This window comes from Acuticoccus kalidii, from assembly GCF_021556395.1.
Lineage (GTDB): Bacteria > Pseudomonadota > Alphaproteobacteria > Rhizobiales > Amorphaceae > Acuticoccus > Acuticoccus kalidii.
Window position 1 is genome coordinate 23,606 of sequence record NZ_JAKGCS010000017.1, and the last position, 18,626, is coordinate 42,231.

Here is an 18,626-nt window from a genome sequence, read left to right on the forward strand (position 1 = left end):
GAAGCGGTAAAATCTCGGAGAGCGGTCGCGGATCGGCGAATGTCGACGCTTTCCACGCCGCCTGACGCCTGTGGCTTCATCGCCACGGCGCGGTTCGATCGAGGCCAGCGGAGCGTACAACGCTTTCACCTCGGTCAGACTTCGTCTAATCCCGCGTCCACTGTCGCAACGCGTCAAAGGCGGAGATGTGGTTGATCTAACCCGATCGTCCGAGCGTCGGCGCCAGGCCCCGCGCGCCGTTTCCCAATTGCGCCCGGCCTTCTACATCGCCAGCTATTTCGGATTGATTCTGTCGATCGCTATGGTGGTGCCGGCGCTTCTCGATGCTGCGGATGGCGAGCCCACCTGGTCGGTTTTTGCCGTCTCGTCGGCGTCCGTGTTCTGTGTCTCGTTGTTGGGCGTGGTGTCGCTGCGCGAACCCGTGCCGGGCTTCACCCCGCGCTTCGGCTTCCTGCTGACGACCACATTGTGGCTCTTCGCCTCGGTCGTCTGCGCGATTCCGTTCTGGCTCTCGCCGCTCGATATGTCGCCGGCCGCCGCCTATTTCGAATCGATGAGCGGCATCACCACCACCGGCGCCACCGTGCTGTCGGAACTCGACGCGATGCCCCGCTCCTTCCTCCTGTGGCGGGCGATGCTGCAATGGCTCGGCGGCATCGGCATCATCGCGATCGGCCTTTTCCTGTTCCCGTTCCTGCGGATCGGTGGGATGCAGGTCTTCCGCAACGAAAACTCGGACCGGTCGGACAAGGCCCTGCCGCGCCTCGTCTCGGTGACGCGGGCGCTCTGCTTCATCTATCTTTTCATCTCGGTGAGCTGCGTGATGGTCTTCGCCGCGCTCGGGATGAGCATCTTCGACGCGATCTGCCATGCCATGGCGACGGTCTCGACCGGCGGCTTCTCCACGCACGATCGCTCCTTCGGTTTCTTCGAGGACGCCCGGATCCTGTGGGCGGCGGTCGTCTTCATGGTCCTCGGCGCGCTGCCGTTCGTCGCCTATGTCGACCTTTCGGTGCGCGGCCGCTTCACGATCTGGAAGGACTGGCAGGCGCGCACCTTCCTCCTCGGCATCATCCTCGTGTCGGTGACGCTCGCGATCTGGCTTCAACACACGCGCAACATTCCGTTCCAGGAGGCGCTCACCCAGTCGGCCTTCAACGTCGTCTCGGTGGTCACGACGACGGGCTTCGCCTCGGACGACTATGCCGTGTGGGGGCCGTTCGCCTTCGGCGCCTTCTTCATCCTGACCTTTATCGGGGGCTGCTCCGGCTCCACCACCGGCGGCATCAAGGTCTACCGCTTCATCATCGTGTTCCAGGCGTTGCGGCGCGCCTTCACCCGGCTCGTCTATCCGAACGCGGTGCAGCCGCTCCGCTTCGGCGATCGAATCATCGAGCAGGACGTCTACGATTCCGTCATCATCTATTTCATCGCCTTCTTTCTGGTGTATGGCCTCACCATTCTGATGCTCTCCCTTGCGGGCCAGGACTTCATCACCGCGTTGACCGGGGCGCAGACTGCGTTCACAAACGTCGGGCCTGGCCTCGGTGAGACGATCGGGCCAGCCGGGAATTTCGCCCCCTTGGGCGAATTCGAGCTCTGGCTCCTGTCTTTCATCATGCTACTGGGGCGGCTCGAGATCATGACGGTGTTGATCCTGTTCACGCCGGTGTTTTGGAGGGATTGATGGACAAGCCCGATTGGGGCCTCGCGACGCGCCTCGTGCACGGCGGAACCATGCGCTCTTCCTTCGGCGAGACCTCTGAGGCGATGTTCCTCACGCAAGGGTTCGTCTACGCCTCCGCGGAGGAGGCGGCCGCCCGGTTCGCGGGCGAGCAGGAAGGCTTCGTGTACTCGCGCTACGGCAACCCGACGGTCGCGATGTTCGAGGCGCGCATGGCCGAGCTCGAAGGCGCCGAGGCCGCGCGGGCGACCGCGAGCGGTATGGCGGCGGTGACGGCGGCGCTCGTCGCCGCGCTGAAGGCGGGCGATCATGTCGTCGCTTCGGGCGCTTTGTTCGGCGGCTGCCGCTATGTGGTGGAGACGTATCTGCCCCGCTTCGGCGTCGAGGCGACGCTCGTCGACGGCACCGACCTCGCGGCCTGGGAGGCCGCGGTAAAGCCCAACACGCGCGCCTTTTTCATGGAGACGCCGACCAACCCGACGCTCGCCCTCGTCGACATCGAGGGCGTCGCCAAGATCCGCGACGCGAAGGCGCCGGATGCGCTGGTGATGGTCGACAACGTGTTCGCCACCGCTCTGTGGCAACACCCCCTCAAGCTCGGCGCCGACCTCGTGATCTACTCGGCGACGAAGCATGTCGACGGGCAGGGCCGCTGTCTCGGCGGCGTGATCCTCGGCAAAGAAGCCTGGATCAAGGACAATCTCGACGTCATCCTGCGCCAGACCGGGCCGGCTCTCTCGCCCTTCAACGCATGGGTCATGCTGAAGTCGCTGGAGACGATGCCGCTCCGCGTGCGCACGCAAACCGAGAGCGCGGCGATCGTCGCCGACGCCCTCGCGACGCACAACGCGGTCGAGCGGGTCTATTATCCCGGACGGGACGACCATCCCCAGGCGGAGATCGCCAAGCGGCAGATGGCGAAGGGCAGCACGCTCGTCGCGTTCGACGTCGCGGGCGGGCGCGAGGGGGCGTTCCGGGTCTGCAACGCGCTGCGGCTCGTGAAGATCTCGAACAATCTCGGCGACGCGAAGAGCCTGATCACCCATCCGGCCACGACCACGCACAAGAATCTGGAGCCGGCGGCCCGCGTCGCAGTCGGCATCGGTGACGGGCTGCTGCGTCTGTCGATCGGTCTCGAGGACGCCGGCGATCTCGTCGCCGACCTCACCCAGGCGCTCGACTCGGTCGCCGGAGTGGCCGCGCCCTCGCGCAAGACCGCGTAAGGCGGGACGTACCGGCCGCGCACGTCCGTGCGGCCGGCCTCTCCCCGGCAAACGGGCGCCGATCGGCGCCGTCCCACCCGGCGTGACGCAGAAGGCCAGAGGGCCGAGGGTGGGACACCGCCCCGCCCGACCTGACCGGGGCTCCATCACCCATTCCACGGTGCACCCCGGATGCTCTCCGGCGCGACGCCTCGGTCGGTCCGCGGCGGGTCGCACCATGGCGCGGCGCCGAACCGCCCCATGAACCAGCCGCGCGGGGTTATTCTTCCCGGATCGCGTCCAGGAATGCCGGGCCGAAATCCTTCAACTTGCGCTCGCCGACGCCATGGATGGCGCGCATCGCCGCCTCCGATTGCGGCTTGGCCGCGGCCATCTCGATCAATGTGCGATCGGAGAAGATGACATAGGCCGGCACGTCCCGCTCGTCGGCAAGCTGACGGCGGAGCGCCTTCAGCGATTCAAGGAGCTTGGGGTCATAGTCGGTCGGCAGATCGGCGGCGGCGGCTTTCTTCGTCTTGTCCTTGAGGGACAAGGCGTCCTTGCGCAGCATCACCGTCTCGCGCCCTTTGAGGACGTTCCAGCCGGTCTCCGACAATCGCCAGGCGTTGAAGCGGTCGGAATCGGGTTGGGCGTAGCCCATCACGCCGAGCTGGCGGAAGATCGAGCGCCACGCATTGCGCGACTGATCCTTGCCGACGCCGAATGTCGGCAGTTGCTCATGGCCGTGCGTCTCCACCTTGTCGGACCGCTCGCCGCGCAGGATCGAGATGAGATGCTCCATCCCGAACCGCTCACGGGTGCGGGCGACGGCGGAGAGCGCCTTCTGGGCGAGCACCGTCGCGTCGAACGTCTCGACCGAACCGTTGCACAGGTCGCAATTGCCGCACGGCTCGGACGTCTCACCGAAATAGTCGAGAAGGACGACGCGGCGGCAGCGGGGCGCCTCGCACAAGGCGACCAGCGCATTCACCTTCTGCCGCTCGATCTCCTTCTGCTCCTCCGAGGTGTCCGCCTCCTCGATCCATTGGCGGAATTGGCGGATCTCGCCGAAACCGTAGAGGGTGTGGGCGGTCGCCGGCAGCCCGTCGCGACCGGCGCGGCCGATCTCCTGATAATAGCCTTCGATATTCTTCGGCAGATCCATGTGGAAGACGAAGCGCACGTCCGGCTTGTCGACACCCATGCCGAAGGCGACCGTCGCGACCACGATCACGCCGTCCTGGCGCAGGAACACATCCTGATTGTGGTCGCGCTCCTGCCGGTCGAGCCCGGCATGATAGGGGACGGCGTTGAGGCCGCGGGAGGCGAGGAACGCCGCCGTCTCGTCGACCCGGCGGCGGGATTGGCAATAGACGACGCCCGATTCCCCCTCATGCGCCTTCAGAAACGACATGAGTTGCGTCCGCCCGTCCTGCCGTGAGGTCATCGCGAGGGAAATGTTCGGCCGGTCGAAGGAGCGCACGAACACCTTGGGCGTCTCGGCAAAGAGCCGCTCGGCGATGTCGTCTCGCGTGATCTTGTCGGCCGTGGCGGTGAAGGCGACGGTCTGCTTGATGCCGAGATCGCGCCGAACATCGCCGATCAGGCGATATTCCGGGCGGAAATCGTGGCCCCATTGGGAAACGCAGTGCGCCTCGTCGACCGCGATCATCGCGAGCGGGGCCTCGCGCAGGCGCTCGATCGTCTCCACCGAGCTGAGCCGCTCGGGCGAGACATAAAGGAGCTTCAGCTCTCCCGAGACGGCGCGCTGGAGGGTGCGGCGGTTGTCCTCATAGTCGTTGCCGGAGTTCAGCGCCTCGGCGGCGACGCCGATCGCCTTCAGCGCCGAGACCTGATCGCGCATCAGCGCGATGAGCGGGGAGACCACGATCGTCACCCCCGGCCGCATCAAAGCAGGGAGCTGGTAGCAGAGCGACTTGCCGCCGCCCGTCGGCATGACGGCGAGCACCTCGTCGCCGGCATTGATCGCGCCGACGATCTCCTCCTGGCCCGGCCGGAAGGAGGAGAAGCCGAAGACGTCGGAGAGGATCTCGTCGGTTCCGCGCGTGTCGCCGCCAGGCGGCGCGGACGGCCAGCCCAACAGATCTGTCACGATAAGGGCTCGAAATGCTTGGACAATTTCAAGGTCTGCGCCTGATAATTCGACTTCAGATCCATACCATAAAGCATATCCGGCAGCTCAGCCATACGTTCATAAGCAAGGCGAGCGACAACCTGTGCGTGCTCTAGGATAAACGGCACCTCCCGCGAGCGCACCTCGAGGACGGCGCGCGAGGCGGCCCCCGGCCCATGCCCAAAGCCCGGATCGAAGAAGCCCGCATAATGGACACGGAACTCGCCGACCAGCGGGTCGAACGGCACCATTTCGGCCGCGTAGGCCGGCGGGATCGTCACCGCCTCGCGGCTCATCAAGATATAGAACTCGTCGGGATCGAGAATGAGGCGACCGTCGGTCGAGGTGATCGGATCCCAGAAATCCGCCATCTTGAGCGCGTCGCGCTTGTCGATATCGATGAGCGCGGTGTGCCGCTTGGCGCGATAGCCGACGGGCCCCTCGGCGGGCTGGAGATCGATCGTGAGGTTGAGCCCGTCCTGGATGCGGGCATTGGGCACGGCGACCGGCGTCTCGCGATGGAGCGCGACGAGGGCCGCATCGTCGAGCCGCGCATCGCCCTCGCGGAAGCGGATCTGGCTGAGGCGCGAGCCGGCGCGAGCGAGGATCGGGAAGGTGCGCGGGCTGATTTCCACCGCGAGCGCCCCGCGATAGCCGGCCGGCACCGAATCGAAGCCCCCCACCCCGTCGGCAATGACGCGGGTGAAGACGTCGAGCCGGCCCGTGGAGCTTTTCGGATTGGTCGACGCGGCGATCGCCGGCGGCAGGTCGAGGCTCTCCATCAGCGGGACGAGGTAGACGCAGCCCGTCTCGAGAACCGCCCCGTCGGTGAGGTCGATCGTGTGGAGCGTGACGTGGGCGACCTTGCTGGCGAGCGTTTCGCCCTCGGCGGGCAGGAAGCTCGCCCGGATGCGATGGGCCTTCGTGCCGAGGCGCAGATCGAGGCTCGCCGGCTGAAGCTGATCGGGCACGAAGGCGGTGTCCGCCCGGATCGCGCCCTTTTGGATCAGCGCCTCGATCGCCTGCCGCGGCAGGATGCCATCCGCCATCATCGTTCTCCTTCACAAGCCCTATCAGCCGCCGGCCGATGGCGCACGCCGCCGTGGCGCGTCGTCCCCGCATTCCGTACCCAATTCGGCGCGTTGCCGCACGGGGGAAGCGAGCACCGACAGAATGCCCTATATCGGACCCGGCGGCCGATGTGAGGCAAAACGGGATGGACCACGAACGAAACTCTTTTTCGGGGCGAGCGAGCCGATATGCGCGCGTCGGCGGCAACATGTCCGGCATCGCGGCGAAAATGATCGGCTCGCGCCTGTTCGGCACCGAGCTCGATCACGACAAGAACGCCTTGGAGCTCGCCCGCGCCCTCGGCAATCTCAAAGGCCCGTTGATGAAGGTCGCGCAGCTACTGTCGACCATTCCCGACGCGCTGCCGCCCGAATACGCCGCCGAACTCGCCACACTGCAATCGAACGCGCCACCGATGGGCTACCCCTTCGTGAAGCGTCGGATGGCTGCCGAACTCGGGCCGGACTGGCTGAAGCGGTTCCGCTCCTTCGACAAGACGCCCGCGGCCGCCGCATCGCTCGGGCAGGTGCACCGCGCGGTGACGCTGTCGGGCGAGGACGTCGCCTGCAAGCTGCAATATCCGAACATGGATTCGGCGATCGAGGCGGATCTGTCGCAGCTCGGCATCGTCTTCAATCTGCACAAGCGGATGCGGCCCGGCATCGACACCACCGATATCCGGACCGAGATCGCCGATCGCCTGCGCGAAGAACTCGATTATGAACGCGAGGCGCGCGCGGCGCGGCTCTACGCCATCACCTTCGAGGGCGATCCGGCGATCCGCATTCCGTCGGTCGACGCGACGCTGTCGACCCGCCGCCTCCTCACCCTCGGCTGGCTCGACGGCACGCGGCTCCTCGAATACAAGGACGCCCCGCTCGAGACCCGCAACCGCATCGCCAAGGCCCTCTTCCGCGCCTATTGGCATCCCTTCGCCGATATCGGCGTGATCCACGGCGACCCGCATCTCGGCAATTATACCGTCTTCGAGAGCGACGGCGCGCCGGCCGGCATCAACCTCCTCGATTATGGTTGCATCCGGATCTTTCCCGCCTCGTTCGTGACCGGCGTGGTCGATCTCTATGAGGGGCTTCTGCGCGGCGACGAGGCGCGCGTCGTCAGCGCCTACGAGACCTGGGGCTTCCGCGGTCTCTCACGCGATCTGATCGAGATCCTGAACATCTGGGCGCGCTTCATCTACGGCCCGATCCTCGATGACCGCGTCCGCACCCTCGCCGACGGCACCAAGCCCGGCGAATATGGGCGCAAGGAGGCCTTCAAGGTGCACCAGGCCCTGCGGGAGAAGGGGCCGGTGCGCGTACCGCGCGAGTTCGTCTTCATGGACCGCGCCGCTGTCGGGCTCGGGGCGGTGCTTCTCCATTTGCAGGCGGAGCTGAACTTCTTCGAGATCTTCCAGGCCGAGCTCGCCGCCTATCCGCCCGCCGAGGTCGGCACGCGGCAGGCAGCGGCGCTCGACGCCGTGGGCCTGCCGCACCCCTGAGGCCCGGTGCCGGGACCGGACGCTGCCGCGTCGCGGGCCTCGCAAACCCCTCATGCCGCGACCGGCGCCACCCGCTCCGCGATGCAGCGGACATGGCGCGCGTCGGTCCCGCAGCAGCCGCCGAAGACCTGCAGCGATGGAAGCATCCGCGCCAGCGCCTCATAGTCCTCGGCGAGGGCGTGCGGATCGCCGGTATCGAGCCTCTCGGCACGGTCGAGCTCGGCATGCGAGAGCATCGAGGCGTTCGCCCGCACCCCGCCGATGCGGGCGACGGAGGCGCCGCCGAGCGCATTCACGAAGTGCCGGGGATGGGCGCAATTCACCATGAAATAGGCGGCGGCGGCGTCCGTCCGGCGGTCGGTCTCCTCGATCGCCTCGGCGAGACTCTCGCCGCCGGGAAGCCGCCCGTCGGTCTCGGTGGTGAAGGAGATCACCACCGCGAGCCCCTCCATCGTCGCCGCCTCCACGATGCCGACGGCTTCGTCCACCGTGTTGATGGTGAGCGCCGTCACCATGTCCGCCTCCCTGAAGGCGGCGATCTGCGGCGCATGATAGGCGGCCGCCTCGTCCGCGGACATGCGCCTGCCGGGGACATAACCGTCGCCGCGCGGCCCGATCTGGCCGGAGATCGCGGTCGGCATCGCCCGATAATCGTCCCGGATTTCCTTGAGGAAGATCACCGACTCCCGGTTCACCCGGTCGAGCGCGGCCTGACTGTAGCCGATCGTGGCGCCCCATTCGGTGTTGGCCCGCCAGGTCGGCGTCTCGAACACGAAGCCGGTGCCGTGCGCCATCGCGAGATCGGCGTGTTCGCGATAATAGGCCCTCAGCCGCGCCCGTCCGCCGGGTGACAGGATGAGCGGAAAGGCGGCGAAGGCCGGCAGATCCCGGCCGTCGTGAAAGACGAGAGTGGTCTCGAGCCCGCTATCGGTCAGGTAGCGCACGCCTTGTTGTAGGGGCTTTGTCATTGCTCGCTCTCCATCCACACCGGCGCCCATGCCGTGTGGCGGGATATGGCGAGTTATGCATCTCGCTCAATGCGGACCCGCATCCGGGCGGCGCGGAATGCGACACATTGTGATCCCCGTCACAAAACGCCAGCATTTCCGCGCGATCCACGCCAGAGGTGAGTCGCGAGGCCAAAACAATCAACAGGCTGGGGACAAATGTGACAGGGAAATGTCGGCTCCCCCCTTTATCTCGGCCGGTCTGATTGCTAAATGACCGCCATCGCACGGCGATTGGCGCGGGGTGGAGCAGCCCGGTAGCTCGTCAGGCTCATAACCTGAAGGTCGCAGGTTCAAATCCTGCCCCCGCAACCAAAAATTTGTCCGTGAACGAATGATTTGACCCACCTTTGGTGGGTTTTTTCATGTCCAGACGCGGCTGGTGCATGAACCTCGCGAAACCCTGCTTCGCGGGCGCTTTCGCGCCACTCCGCCGCTTTTTCCCAACGACCCAGCATGGCCCGCGGACACGCCGGCATACAAACGTCTCCGTTCCACTTCATTCCGGCTCGGGACGTCTCTCGGAGGCCTGATTGCCCCCGCCGGTTGCGGCTTCTGGGCGTGAATCGCCCAATTCAAACCGTTTGCCGCGGATCTGGCACGCAATGGCCCAGAGCCGCCCTTTCCTCCGCGGTGAAACATCCCGGAAGGCAGACGCCGGGCGAGGCTAGGCTGACTGCCGCTCTCACGAACCGGATGCGTCCGGCGGTCGGGATCCACTCGACGCGAGTCCATTGGGAAGCGGCCCCGTCCTTCAAGCGTCGACGAGGCGGCCGCGGCAGTGCCGTCTTTGACCGCGCCGCACCGGAAATCCGGCAGCCTTGGCCAGGAAATGCTCGATCCGGCGCATTGACGCGCGCCTCCGCGATCGTCAGGAAACCGGCAGCAATCGCCGGGTGGGCGAAGTGTCAGGCACCTCGTCGCGCCAATCTGCGTCGGGGTCGGCGGCGGGGATGAGCGGTGAGGCTCGGGCCCTCGGTCGCGACGGACGTCACCCTTCCGGGTTTACCACCCATCGCGGGCGAGGCCGCCGGGCCCCGTCGCCGGCGGTCGAAATCACCACGGCGAGCGGATAGGAGCGCTTCACCATGGCGTCCGTCATGCCTCGAAGAGCTTGGGCCCGCCGGTGCGCATCGGCACCGCGGCCGTGCGTATGCTGGAAAACGCGTCGTCGGGAGGATAAGCCGGCCCCTGTGTCAGGCCGGCGCGGCCGGGCGCAGATTGCCGGCCTTCGGGAACCCACCGCGTCGGTATGCGGCGAAGAGGCGGTCGAGCTCCTCCTTCGAGCCGGCGATGAACGGGCCCCGCGCGGCGACCTCGATCCGTTGCGGCTCGCCGGAATAGAGGAGCACGCGCGCGCCCTCGCGCCCCGCCGCGAGCATGAGCGCGCTCGCACCGTCGCCGGGGTGCGGGCTCGTCCATCCGACGGCGCCGACGGTGAGCGACGTGGCGGCTTCGCCGGCCGCCAGCGTCCCGTCGACCACCACGAGGACGCCATTATGGGATGCCGGAAGCGCCAGCTCGTACCGCGCGCCGGGGGCGAGCCGTATGTCGGCGAGCGTCACCGGGACGGCGTTCAAGGTGGGTGCGGCCGCATCCTCGAGGCGTCCGCTATAGACGGTTGCCGTCACGCCCTCCCGCCGCAGGACCGGCATCGCCTCGCGCCGCAGGATCTGCACCCGGGGCTCCATGGTGCGCTGCCGCTCCGGGAGGACGAGCCAAAGCTGGAGAAGGCGCAGCCCGGCCGATACCGTCGCATCCTCGGAATGAACGATGCCGCTGCCGGCCGTCATCCATTCGACGTCGCCTTCCGCGAGACGCCCGCCTTTGTCCGCCATCGTGCCACTCAGCATGAACGTGACGGTCTCGAGCCCCGCATGGGGATGCGCCTCGCCGAAGGCGCCCGGGGCCGTGATCTGATCGTCCGCCATCAGGAAGAACGGATCGGTGGCTGCGAAATCACCCGGCGCAACGACGAGCGCGGCCTTTTGTGCTCGCCGCCGAAACCCGGCCCGAGCGGCGGCGTGATCGTGACGCGGTCGATGGATCTGGCGTGCATGGCGATCTTCTCTGCGATGGTGTCGGAGACGGTCGACAGCGCCGGCTCGGGACGAGAGCGGAGCGGAAACCGTTCCCTTATGCTGAGAGAATCTGCGCCGATCCGAGGGCCGGACAAGATGCGCATCGGAAACCGAGCGTTCCCGCAATGGAACGCTGCGAGCGGCGCGAGGGGCACCGGCCTCCCACGGTGACCGCGCCACCGCCCTCACGCCCCACGATCGCCATCGGAGCGACCGTCCTTCCCCGCCGGACGAGAGGCCTAGCCGCGCCACGCGTCCGCGAATTCGCCGAGAAGGCGCTCATAATCTTCGAGCGGCGGGAAACCGGGATAGCTGTAGCGCGCCGGGGTCGTCGCCCAGGCGAGCTTTTCGGCGGTCATCGTCTCGATGAAAGGGCGCGTCCAGGCGTCGTTGTCGAACATCGTCGGCCGGACATTGACGATGCCCGGCATCATCCCGAGCTCGGTGTACATCCAACTTTTGCAATCGTCGCAGAAATAGTGGCTGATTTCCGGGCTTCGGGCCCCGCCGCGCACCGGCTCGCCGGTCATCACGGCGAAGCCTTCGGACGGGATCATCGCCGTCAACGAATAGGCGCTGGCGCTCATGCGCTGGCACCCGCGGCAATGGCATGCCGATACCATGATCGGCGGCAAGCGCACCTCGATGGCGGTCCGGCCGCAACGGCATGTGCCGACCAATGGTGATTGGGCGTGCTCCATCGGTTCGGTTCTCCCAAAATAGATCCGGTCCGGCCTCACCGGACGCTCCATTCTAGGCAGAGATGAGGCCTGCGATACAGGGCCGGCCAAACATCGGAGGCGCCCTCGCGACCCACGGGCTCATGCGAGGCCGGCGCATTCGAGGAACACCGGAAGCGCGGGCTCCAAGGTCGCCCAGGATCCCCGCCGCTCGAGGCGCGGGGCGGCCCGGACGCTCCACGGATGGATCCGGCGTCGCGCCGGTGGCGGATCCGCGCCCAGGACGGTTGGCGCATCGTCGGCGGGGTGGATGTAGTTGAGGCTGACTACGGGCCTACGGATTTCAGCAGCGCCGCGGGCACGGTGGTAGAGGAGAAGGCACTCTCCCGTCTCGCCGATGGAGCGGCCCACGAGCCAGCCCGCGTCCTCGAGCGGGGCACGGAAGATCGCCTCCACATCGTCGAGCGTCGCGAACTCGGCCGGCGGGGCATCCGCATCGGGCCGCCAAAGTCCCGGACTGCCGGGCTCGATCGGGATGGACAGAAGCTCGATCCGATCGAGGGCGAGTGTTCGATCCTTGCCGGAGGTGTAGCAACGGCACCGGAGCTGGCGGCCGCCGATACGGATCGGCAGGATTTCGCGTGCCGCGCCGGGCTGGCCGCCGCCATGATAACGGATCGAGATCAACTCACCCGTCCCGATCGCCTCTTGCAACCTCGTTTCAGGCGTCATCGACCGCTCCCCTTCCACGGAGGCGAGAATTGCCAATTCACGCGAGAATTACAACCTTAAATATATTTTCATGATGATGGATCCGAATCGAAACAGCTTTCGGATTCATGAGACATCGTGTGCGTACTATGACGTCTTTACGTTCCTGAAGCCGGCCGCGGGAGACGGCGCAACCGCGACAACATTCTTAGATTGCAGCGGCATGTCCCGGCGCGACCGCCGGGACACTCGACTTCAGACGGTCGCGATCGAGCGGCGGCTCGGGCGCCATTCTTCGGCGAGCACCGCCTCGGTCAGCTCGTCGAGTGAGCCGAGACCCAGCATCGCCATGTCCCGGTCGATCTCCTCGGCGAGGAGCTTCGCGGCATATTCGACGCCCGGCACGCCAGCGACGGCCGCCGCGAACAGGAACGGCCGGCCGACGAACACGAAGTCGGCCCCCAGCGCCAACGCCTTCAGGACGTCGGAACCGCGGCGCACGCCGCTGTCGATCATCACGGCCATGTCTCCGGCGACGGCCTTCACTGCCGGAAGCGCACGGATCGAGGAGATCGACGAATCGAGCTGCCGCCCGCCATGATTGGAGACGACCACGCCATCGGCGCCGAGATCGCGGGCCCGCGCGGCGTCCTCGGGTGCGATCAGGCCCTTGATCACGAGCTTGCCGCCGAAGCGCTGCCGCACCAGCTCGGCATGGCGCCAGGAGAGCGTCGCGCGTCCGGCGAAGGAGCGGACGACGTCGCGCGCGATGATCGGCGGGCCTCGCTTCACGTCCGAATTCTCGAAATGCGGCATCCCGTGGGTGCGGAGCGTGCGGAGCATCGTCTCCCACAGCCAGGCCGGCCGGGTGATGCCCTGGAGCGCCACATCGAGGCTCGGCTTCAGGGGCGCGCCGAACTTGTCGCGCTTGCTGTCCTCGCGGTTGCCCGCGACCGGCACGTCGGCCGTCATCACCAGCGTCTCGTATCCGGCCGCGGTGATCCGCTCGACCATCGCGATGATGCGCTCGTCGTCGCCGGGCAGGTAGGCCTGATACCAGCGGCTCGGCCCCTCGCGCGCAACACGCTCGAGGCTGGTGAGCGACGTCGCGCTCATCACGGCCGGAATGCCGCACGCGGCGGCGCCCCGCGCGAGGGCGACGTCACCGTCATAGGCGGCGAGCGCGCTGAGGCCCATCGGCGAGATGCCGAACGGATGGTTGTAGCGCGTGCCGAACAGCGTCCTGCGCTGATCGCGTATCGCGTGGCCCGCGAGGGCGCGGGGAATCATACGGATCTCGCCGAAATCCGTCCTGTTGAGCCCGAAGGCCGTCCACCCGTCGGACGCGCCGGCGACGTAGCCGAACACCCCGCGGGGGAGGTGGCGGCGAGCCGCCCCCTCCATCTCCTCGAGATTGAAGACGTTCCGCAAACGTCGCGGAACCTTTGCGGTCGGCCGTGTCTCGACCCCAGGATCGACGCGATCTGAGGCCGCCTGACTCATTCCTCGATCTCGCAGTTCTTCGCCTTGAGCGTCGCGTCGACCCAGGCCCGGTCCATGGTGCCGGCCTCGATATGACCGAACTCGCGCTTCTCGGCCTCCTGTTTGGCCTCGGCCGCGGCAAGGATCGTCTCCGCCTCGTCGAACGGGACGCACAGGACACCGTCGCCGTCGCCGATGATGAGATCGCCAGGCTCGATCACCATGCCGTCGATCGCGACCGGCACGTTGATTTCGCCGGGGCCGTCTTTGTAGGGGCCACGGTGGCTGACGCCGGCGGCGAACATCGCGAGACCGCTCTCGCGGATCTCGTCCGCGTCGCGGATCGCGCCGTTGATGACGAAGCCGGCGATCCCCTTCTTGAGGCTCATCGTCGTCATGATGTCGCCGAGGATCGAGTTGGTGAGGTCGCCGCCGGCGTCCACCACGATCACGTCACCGGGCGCGGCGATGTCGATCGCCTTGTGCACCATGAGATTGTCGCCGGGGCGCGTCTTCACGGTGAGCGCCGGGCCGACGAGGCGCACGCCCGCGCGGTGATAGGGCGTGAGGCGCGCACCGCCAGCGGTCATGCGCGACATGGAATCGCTCACATTCGCGACCGGCAGAGCGGCGAAACGCTTCGCGATCGCTTCCGAAACAGCGCGCTTGCGCTTCAAGACGCGGAATCCGATTGTCATTCAGTCCTCCCTCGGGAAATCGAAGATTTAGGCGACGACGCCGGCGGGCGCCGGCTCGGCGAGACACGCAAGCACCTTGTCGGCGATCGCGGTGCCGACGCGGCGCAGGCTCGCCTCGGTCTGCGCGCCCATATGCGGCGTGGCGATGAAGCCGTCGATCGACAAGAGCGGGCTTTCATATTTCGGCTCGCTGACGAACACGTCCGACGCCGCGCCGCGCAGATGGCCGGAGACGAGCGCCTCGGCGAGCGCCGCCTCGTCGACCGTGCCGCCACGGGCGAGATTGACGAGGAACGAGCCCTCGTTCATCCGCGCGATCGCCTCGCGATCGAACATGTTGCGCGTCTCGTCGGTGAGCGGCATGTGCAGGAAAATGATGCCCGATTCGGCGATCAGCTCGTCGATCGTCGCCACCGGGCGGACACGCTGCGGCCAGGCGTCGGGCGCGAGATAGGGGTCATAGCCGACGACGGTGGAGCCGAAACCGCCGACGAGCCGCTGCGCCGTCGCGCGGCCGACATTGCCGAGGCCGACGATTCCGGCGGTGAGCTCGGCGAGCTCGAATCCGGTCCGCTCGGCCGGCGGCAGGAGGATCCCGTTCCGCAGCGCGGTCGTCTGCCGCTCGAGCCCGCGCAGCAGGGCGAGCGCCATGCCGATCGCGAGATCGGCGACGGACGGTGCGTTGACGCCCGGCGTGTGGCGCACCTCGATCCCGAGCGCAGCGGCGGCGTCCGCGTCGATATTGTCGACGCCGGCGCCGTGTTTGCCGACCACCTTGAGCCGCTTGGCCGCCTTCAGATCGTCAGCGCTGATGCGGGTGCCGCGCACGATGAGACCGTCGGCCTCTTCCCGCCAGTTCGCCGCGTCCTTGGGGCGCCGAAGGTCGGCCCGTTCGGCGAGGTAGTCGTAGACGGCGGGGTGGATCTCGTCGAGCACACACACGACGGGGCGGCGGGTTTGGGTCATCGAATTCGTCCGGCCTAGGCGGTTGCGACACTCCCGAAGACGGGGATGCCGAGATTGCGACGGCGATGCCGAGGGAGCGTTTGCCGACCGTCGCCGACCGGATCCGCCGCACCTCGAGCGTCGCCTGGGCAGTACATAAAAAATACAAAAAAGGCGAGAGCTGCAATTGCCCTCACCTCACAGGGTCGTGCCGGATGAGCGGCATATATCCAAATTCGCCAATTAATTCATACTTTTAGACCGACCCATCAGGAAGCGGGCATTACCCCCTTTACCCGAACGGCTCGGTTCCTATAGATCAACCGTGTCCAAAATCGGCGGGTGTGCCGGTGCGGATACGCTTTCGAATGGGAGGATCTATGAAGAAGACTCTGGCGATCGCCGGCGCCCTCTTGGCGACATCGATCGGAACGACGCCCGCATTCGCGGACTATCCCGAGCGCCCGATCACGATGATCGTCGCCTACACCGCAGGTGGCGGCACGGACATCGCGGCCCGCACCCTCGTCCCCTACATCGAGGAAGAGCTCGGCGGCGCGACCATCACCGTCCTCAACCGGCCCGGCGCCGGTGGTGAAATCGGCTTCACCGCGCTCAGCCAAGCCAAGCCGGACGGCTACACGATCGGCTTCATCAACACCCCGAACCTTCTGTCGATCCCGATCGCCCGCAACGCGCGCTATTCGCTCGACAGCTTCGCCCCGGTCGCCGACATCATCTACGATCCGGGCGCGTTCAGCGTTCGCCCCGATTCCGGCATCACCAACCTCGAGGAGCTCGTCGCCTTCGCGAAGGAGAACCCCGGCGCGGTGACGTACGGGACCACCGGCATCGGCTCGGATGACCATCTCGCCGCGCTCCGCTTCGAGCGTCTCACCGGCGTGAAGTTCGAGCACATCCCCTTCTCCGGTAACGTCGACGTGCGCGCGGCGGTCCTCGGCGGTCACATCATGATGGCCTCGATGAACGTCTCCGAGACGGTTCCCGACGCCGAAGAGGGCACGCTCGTGCTGCTCGGCCAGATGGCCGAAAAGCGTTGGGACGGCGCGCCGGACGTGCCGACCTTCCAGGAGCAGGGTTTCGACGTGATCATGGGTTCCGACCGTGGCATCGCCGCGCCGGCCGGCACGCCGGAAGAAATCCTCACGACGCTGTCCGAAGCGATCGGCCGCGCCGTGCAGAACCCTGAGTTCCAGGAAGCCGCCAAGAAGCAGGACCTCGCTCTGTCCTATCTCGACAGCGAGGCGTTCCGCGCTCACCTCGAGCAGCTCGACGCGACGCTCCACACGCTCTGGGACGAAGAGCCCTGGGTCCAGGAATAAGACCCGCGAAGGGGGCCGGATCGGATCCGGCCCCTTTTCGTCTCAACGCGAAAAAGTTCATTGCTTAGGGAGATTTCGATGCCGAGAAGCGTCATCGAACTCGTTGCGGCGCTCGTCGCCACGGCGGTCGCCGTCGCCGGCATCGTCGAGGCCTCGGGATATCGCGGAGCGTCGTCTTATATGCCGCTCGCGGTGACGGGGATCGCCGCCGTCCTCGGCCTCGTCTGGGCCGGTCAATCCGCATTCGCCCTCGCGCGCGGCGCCGGCGGCACGATGCAGTTTCCGGCCGCGCTCGTCGGTCGCTTCATCATCATCGTCGCCGCGGCCGTCGCCTACGTCTATGGCATCGCCCATATCGGCTACTTCACCTCGACCATCATCATGGTTCCGGTGCTGTCGACCGCGATCGGCTATCGCAATTTCGTCGTCACCGTCCTCGCGACGATCGGCTTCTGCGCCGTTCTTTACGCCGTCTTCCGGCTCCTCCTGTCCGTTCCGTTGCCGCCTGAGGCGATCCTCAACCTGTTGGGAGCCTGATGATGGACCTTTTCGGCCCGATTCTCTCCGCTGCCCCGCAGCTTCTCGACCCGAGCGTCATCATTGCGATGATCGTCGGCACCGCCGTCGGCATCGCGGTCGGCGCCCTGCCCGGCCTCTCCGCCACGATGGGCATCGCCGTCCTCATCCCGCTGACCTTCTCGATGTCGCCGCTGGTCGCGCTCGGCATGATCGCCGGCATCTATAATGGCGCGATGTATGGCGGCTCGATCCCCGCGATCCTGCTGCGCATTCCAGGCACGCCGGCCGGTATCGCCACCGTCTTCGACGGCCACGAGATGGCCAAGCAAGGCCGCGCCCGGCTCGCCCTCGACATCTCGCTGGTGTCGTCCTCGCTCGGCTCGGCGGTCAGCGCCATCGCACTCCTCTTCCTCGCCCCGCCGCTCGCGGCGATCGCGCTGAAGTTCAGCCCGGCTGACTATTTCTGGCTCGCCCTTTTCGGCCTGACGACGATCTCCGTCCTCCTCGCCGACAATCCAGCGAAAGGCTTCCTCTCCGCCTGTCTCGGCCTCGCCATCGGTATGGCCGGGATCGACACGCTGACGGGGACGGAGCGCTTCACCTTCGGCACGCTCGACCTCCTTTCAGGTGTCGACATCATCGTCCTCCTCACCGGACTTTACGCGATCCCGCCGGCGCTCGACCTGATGCTCGGCGGCAACGCGGTCGCGAAGGACGAGCTGTCGATCGGCGGCAAGCGGGAATCCTTCCGCTGGCGTTCGCTGATCCCGGTCTGGATCCGCTCGTCCTTTATCGGCCTCGTCGTCGGCCTCATTCCGGCACTGGGCGGCAACATCGCCGCGATCCTCGCCTGGAACGAGCAGCGCCGCGCGACCCCCGAGAAGGACAAGCCGAATTACGGCAAGGGGATGCCGGAGGGACTCGCCGCGCCGGAATGCGCCAACAACGCCGATACGGGCGCGACGCTGATCCCCGCCCTCACGCTCGGTGTGCCGGGCAACGCAGTGGCCGCAGTCATTCTCGGCGCGCTCCTGGTGCACGGGCTGCGCCCCGGACCGGAGCTCTTCCGCGACAACGCGCAGACCGTCTACGGCTTCATGCTGACGATGCTCGTCACCGCGGGCCTGATGTACGTTGTCGGCAAGATCGGCGCGCGCGCCTTCATCAACGTGCTGCGCCTGCCGCCGCGCCTGCTCGGCCCGATGATCCTCGCGCTCACGACCGTCGGCGTCTACGCGGTCCACAACTCGATGTTCGAGGTGTGGATGATGCTGGGCTTCGGCCTTCTGGGCTTCGTCATGGAGCGCCTTTCGGTGCCGACCGCGCCGGCCGTGCTCGCGGTGATCCTCGGACCGATGGCGGAGGAGTCGCTTCGCCGCGCCTTCCTCATCTCGCGCGGCGATCCGACCTATCTCGTCGCGAGCCCGATCTCCTGGGTGCTGATCACGTTGATCGTGGTGACGCTCCTCACCCCGGTCTGGCGCAGCATCCGTGCTCGCCGCAAACCGACGGGCGAAGACGCCGCAGCCGAAGCCTGAGGGCAACGCGCCCGAAGCGGTTGCGCGACG

The 18,626-nt window shown here is 67.0% G+C and carries 16 protein-coding genes and 1 tRNA gene; 7 read left to right on the top strand and 10 right to left on the bottom strand.

Annotation, left to right across the window (positions count from 1 at the left end):
- Positions 1-187 precede the first annotated feature (187 nt).
- Positions 188-1,687 carry a TrkH family potassium uptake protein gene (locus L1787_RS10360; protein ID WP_235708747.1) on the top strand — a complete coding sequence of 500 codons (1,500 nt, stop codon included), beginning with the start codon at positions 188-190 and terminating at the stop codon, positions 1,685-1,687.
- Positions 1,687-2,907 (top strand): O-succinylhomoserine sulfhydrylase, encoded by a 1,221-nt coding sequence (gene metZ / locus L1787_RS10365; RefSeq protein ID WP_235708748.1) that lies wholly within the window; start codon positions 1,687-1,689, stop codon positions 2,905-2,907. Before L1787_RS10360 ends, metZ begins: the two co-directional genes overlap by 1 nt.
- A 259-nt stretch (positions 2,908-3,166) precedes the next feature.
- Here the strand turns inward: metZ and recQ are convergent, their stop codons facing one another.
- Both recQ and L1787_RS10375 read right to left on the bottom strand, forming a co-directional pair.
- Entirely contained in the window at positions 3,167-4,999 is a 1,833-nt protein-coding gene (recQ, locus tag L1787_RS10370; RefSeq protein ID WP_369415084.1) for a DNA helicase RecQ, read from the bottom strand.
- Positions 4,996-6,069, bottom strand: coding sequence for a 2'-deoxycytidine 5'-triphosphate deaminase (locus L1787_RS10375; protein ID WP_235708749.1), 1,074 nt, complete (start codon positions 6,067-6,069; stop codon positions 4,996-4,998). The genes recQ and L1787_RS10375 overlap by 4 nt, the downstream gene beginning before the upstream one ends.
- 167 nt (positions 6,070-6,236) lie before the next feature.
- On the opposite strand from L1787_RS10375, the gene L1787_RS10380 reads away from it, so the two are divergent.
- Positions 6,237-7,592: an ABC1 kinase family protein gene (locus L1787_RS10380; RefSeq protein WP_235708750.1), complete on the top strand. Its 1,356-nt coding sequence runs from the start codon at positions 6,237-6,239 to the stop codon at positions 7,590-7,592.
- A gap of 50 nt (positions 7,593-7,642) precedes the next feature.
- Here the strand turns inward: L1787_RS10380 and L1787_RS10385 are convergent, their stop codons facing one another.
- Positions 7,643-8,560, bottom strand: a complete 918-nt coding sequence (locus L1787_RS10385) for a homocysteine S-methyltransferase family protein (protein WP_235708751.1) — start codon at positions 8,558-8,560, stop codon at positions 7,643-7,645.
- A gap of 277 nt (positions 8,561-8,837) precedes the next feature.
- Between L1787_RS10385 and L1787_RS10390 the strand changes: the two genes are divergently transcribed.
- A tRNA-Met gene (locus L1787_RS10390) sits at positions 8,838-8,914 on the top strand.
- An 881-nt stretch (positions 8,915-9,795) separates the two neighbouring features.
- Here L1787_RS10390 and L1787_RS10395 read toward each other — a convergent pair.
- The 7 genes from L1787_RS10395 to L1787_RS10425 all read right to left on the bottom strand — a co-directional run bounded on the left by L1787_RS10395 (position 9,796) and on the right by L1787_RS10425 (position 15,217).
- Positions 9,796-10,530 carry a pirin family protein gene (locus L1787_RS10395; RefSeq protein WP_235708752.1) on the bottom strand — a complete coding sequence of 245 codons (735 nt, stop codon included), beginning with the start codon at positions 10,528-10,530 and terminating at the stop codon, positions 9,796-9,798.
- On the bottom strand, positions 10,530-10,784 hold the full coding sequence (locus L1787_RS10400; RefSeq protein ID WP_235708753.1) for a hypothetical protein: 255 nt from the start codon (positions 10,782-10,784) through the stop codon (positions 10,530-10,532). The genes L1787_RS10395 and L1787_RS10400 overlap by 1 nt, the downstream gene beginning before the upstream one ends.
- Positions 10,785-10,919: 135 nt before the next feature.
- Positions 10,920-11,432 carry a GFA family protein gene (locus tag L1787_RS10405; protein WP_369415085.1) on the bottom strand — a complete coding sequence of 171 codons (513 nt, stop codon included), beginning with the start codon at positions 11,430-11,432 and terminating at the stop codon, positions 10,920-10,922.
- A 69-nt stretch (positions 11,433-11,501) separates the two neighbouring features.
- Positions 11,502-12,092, bottom strand: coding sequence for a WYL domain-containing protein (locus L1787_RS10410; RefSeq protein ID WP_235708755.1), 591 nt, complete (start codon positions 12,090-12,092; stop codon positions 11,502-11,504).
- Positions 12,093-12,326: 234 nt separating this feature from the next.
- Entirely contained in the window at positions 12,327-13,502 is a 1,176-nt protein-coding gene (locus L1787_RS10415; RefSeq protein WP_235708756.1) for an alpha-hydroxy acid oxidase, read from the bottom strand.
- 68 nt (positions 13,503-13,570) lie between these two features.
- Positions 13,571-14,251 (bottom strand): RraA family protein, encoded by a 681-nt coding sequence (locus L1787_RS10420; RefSeq protein WP_235708757.1) that lies wholly within the window; start codon positions 14,249-14,251, stop codon positions 13,571-13,573.
- Positions 14,252-14,278: 27 nt separating this feature from the next.
- Entirely contained in the window at positions 14,279-15,217 is a 939-nt protein-coding gene (locus L1787_RS10425; RefSeq protein ID WP_235708758.1) for an NAD(P)-dependent oxidoreductase, read from the bottom strand.
- Between the two features lie 359 nt (positions 15,218-15,576).
- Between L1787_RS10425 and L1787_RS10430 the strand changes: the two genes are divergently transcribed.
- The 3 genes from L1787_RS10430 to L1787_RS10440 all read left to right on the top strand — a co-directional run bounded on the left by L1787_RS10430 (position 15,577) and on the right by L1787_RS10440 (position 18,596).
- Positions 15,577-16,539 (top strand): tripartite tricarboxylate transporter substrate binding protein, encoded by a 963-nt coding sequence (locus L1787_RS10430; protein ID WP_235708759.1) that lies wholly within the window; start codon positions 15,577-15,579, stop codon positions 16,537-16,539.
- Positions 16,540-16,617: 78 nt separating this feature from the next.
- Positions 16,618-17,076 (top strand): tripartite tricarboxylate transporter TctB family protein, encoded by a 459-nt coding sequence (locus tag L1787_RS10435; RefSeq protein WP_235708760.1) that lies wholly within the window; start codon positions 16,618-16,620, stop codon positions 17,074-17,076.
- Positions 17,076-18,596 (top strand): tripartite tricarboxylate transporter permease, encoded by a 1,521-nt coding sequence (locus L1787_RS10440; protein WP_235708761.1) that lies wholly within the window; start codon positions 17,076-17,078, stop codon positions 18,594-18,596. Before L1787_RS10435 ends, L1787_RS10440 begins: the two co-directional genes overlap by 1 nt.
- Positions 18,597-18,626: the final 30 nt, after the last annotated feature.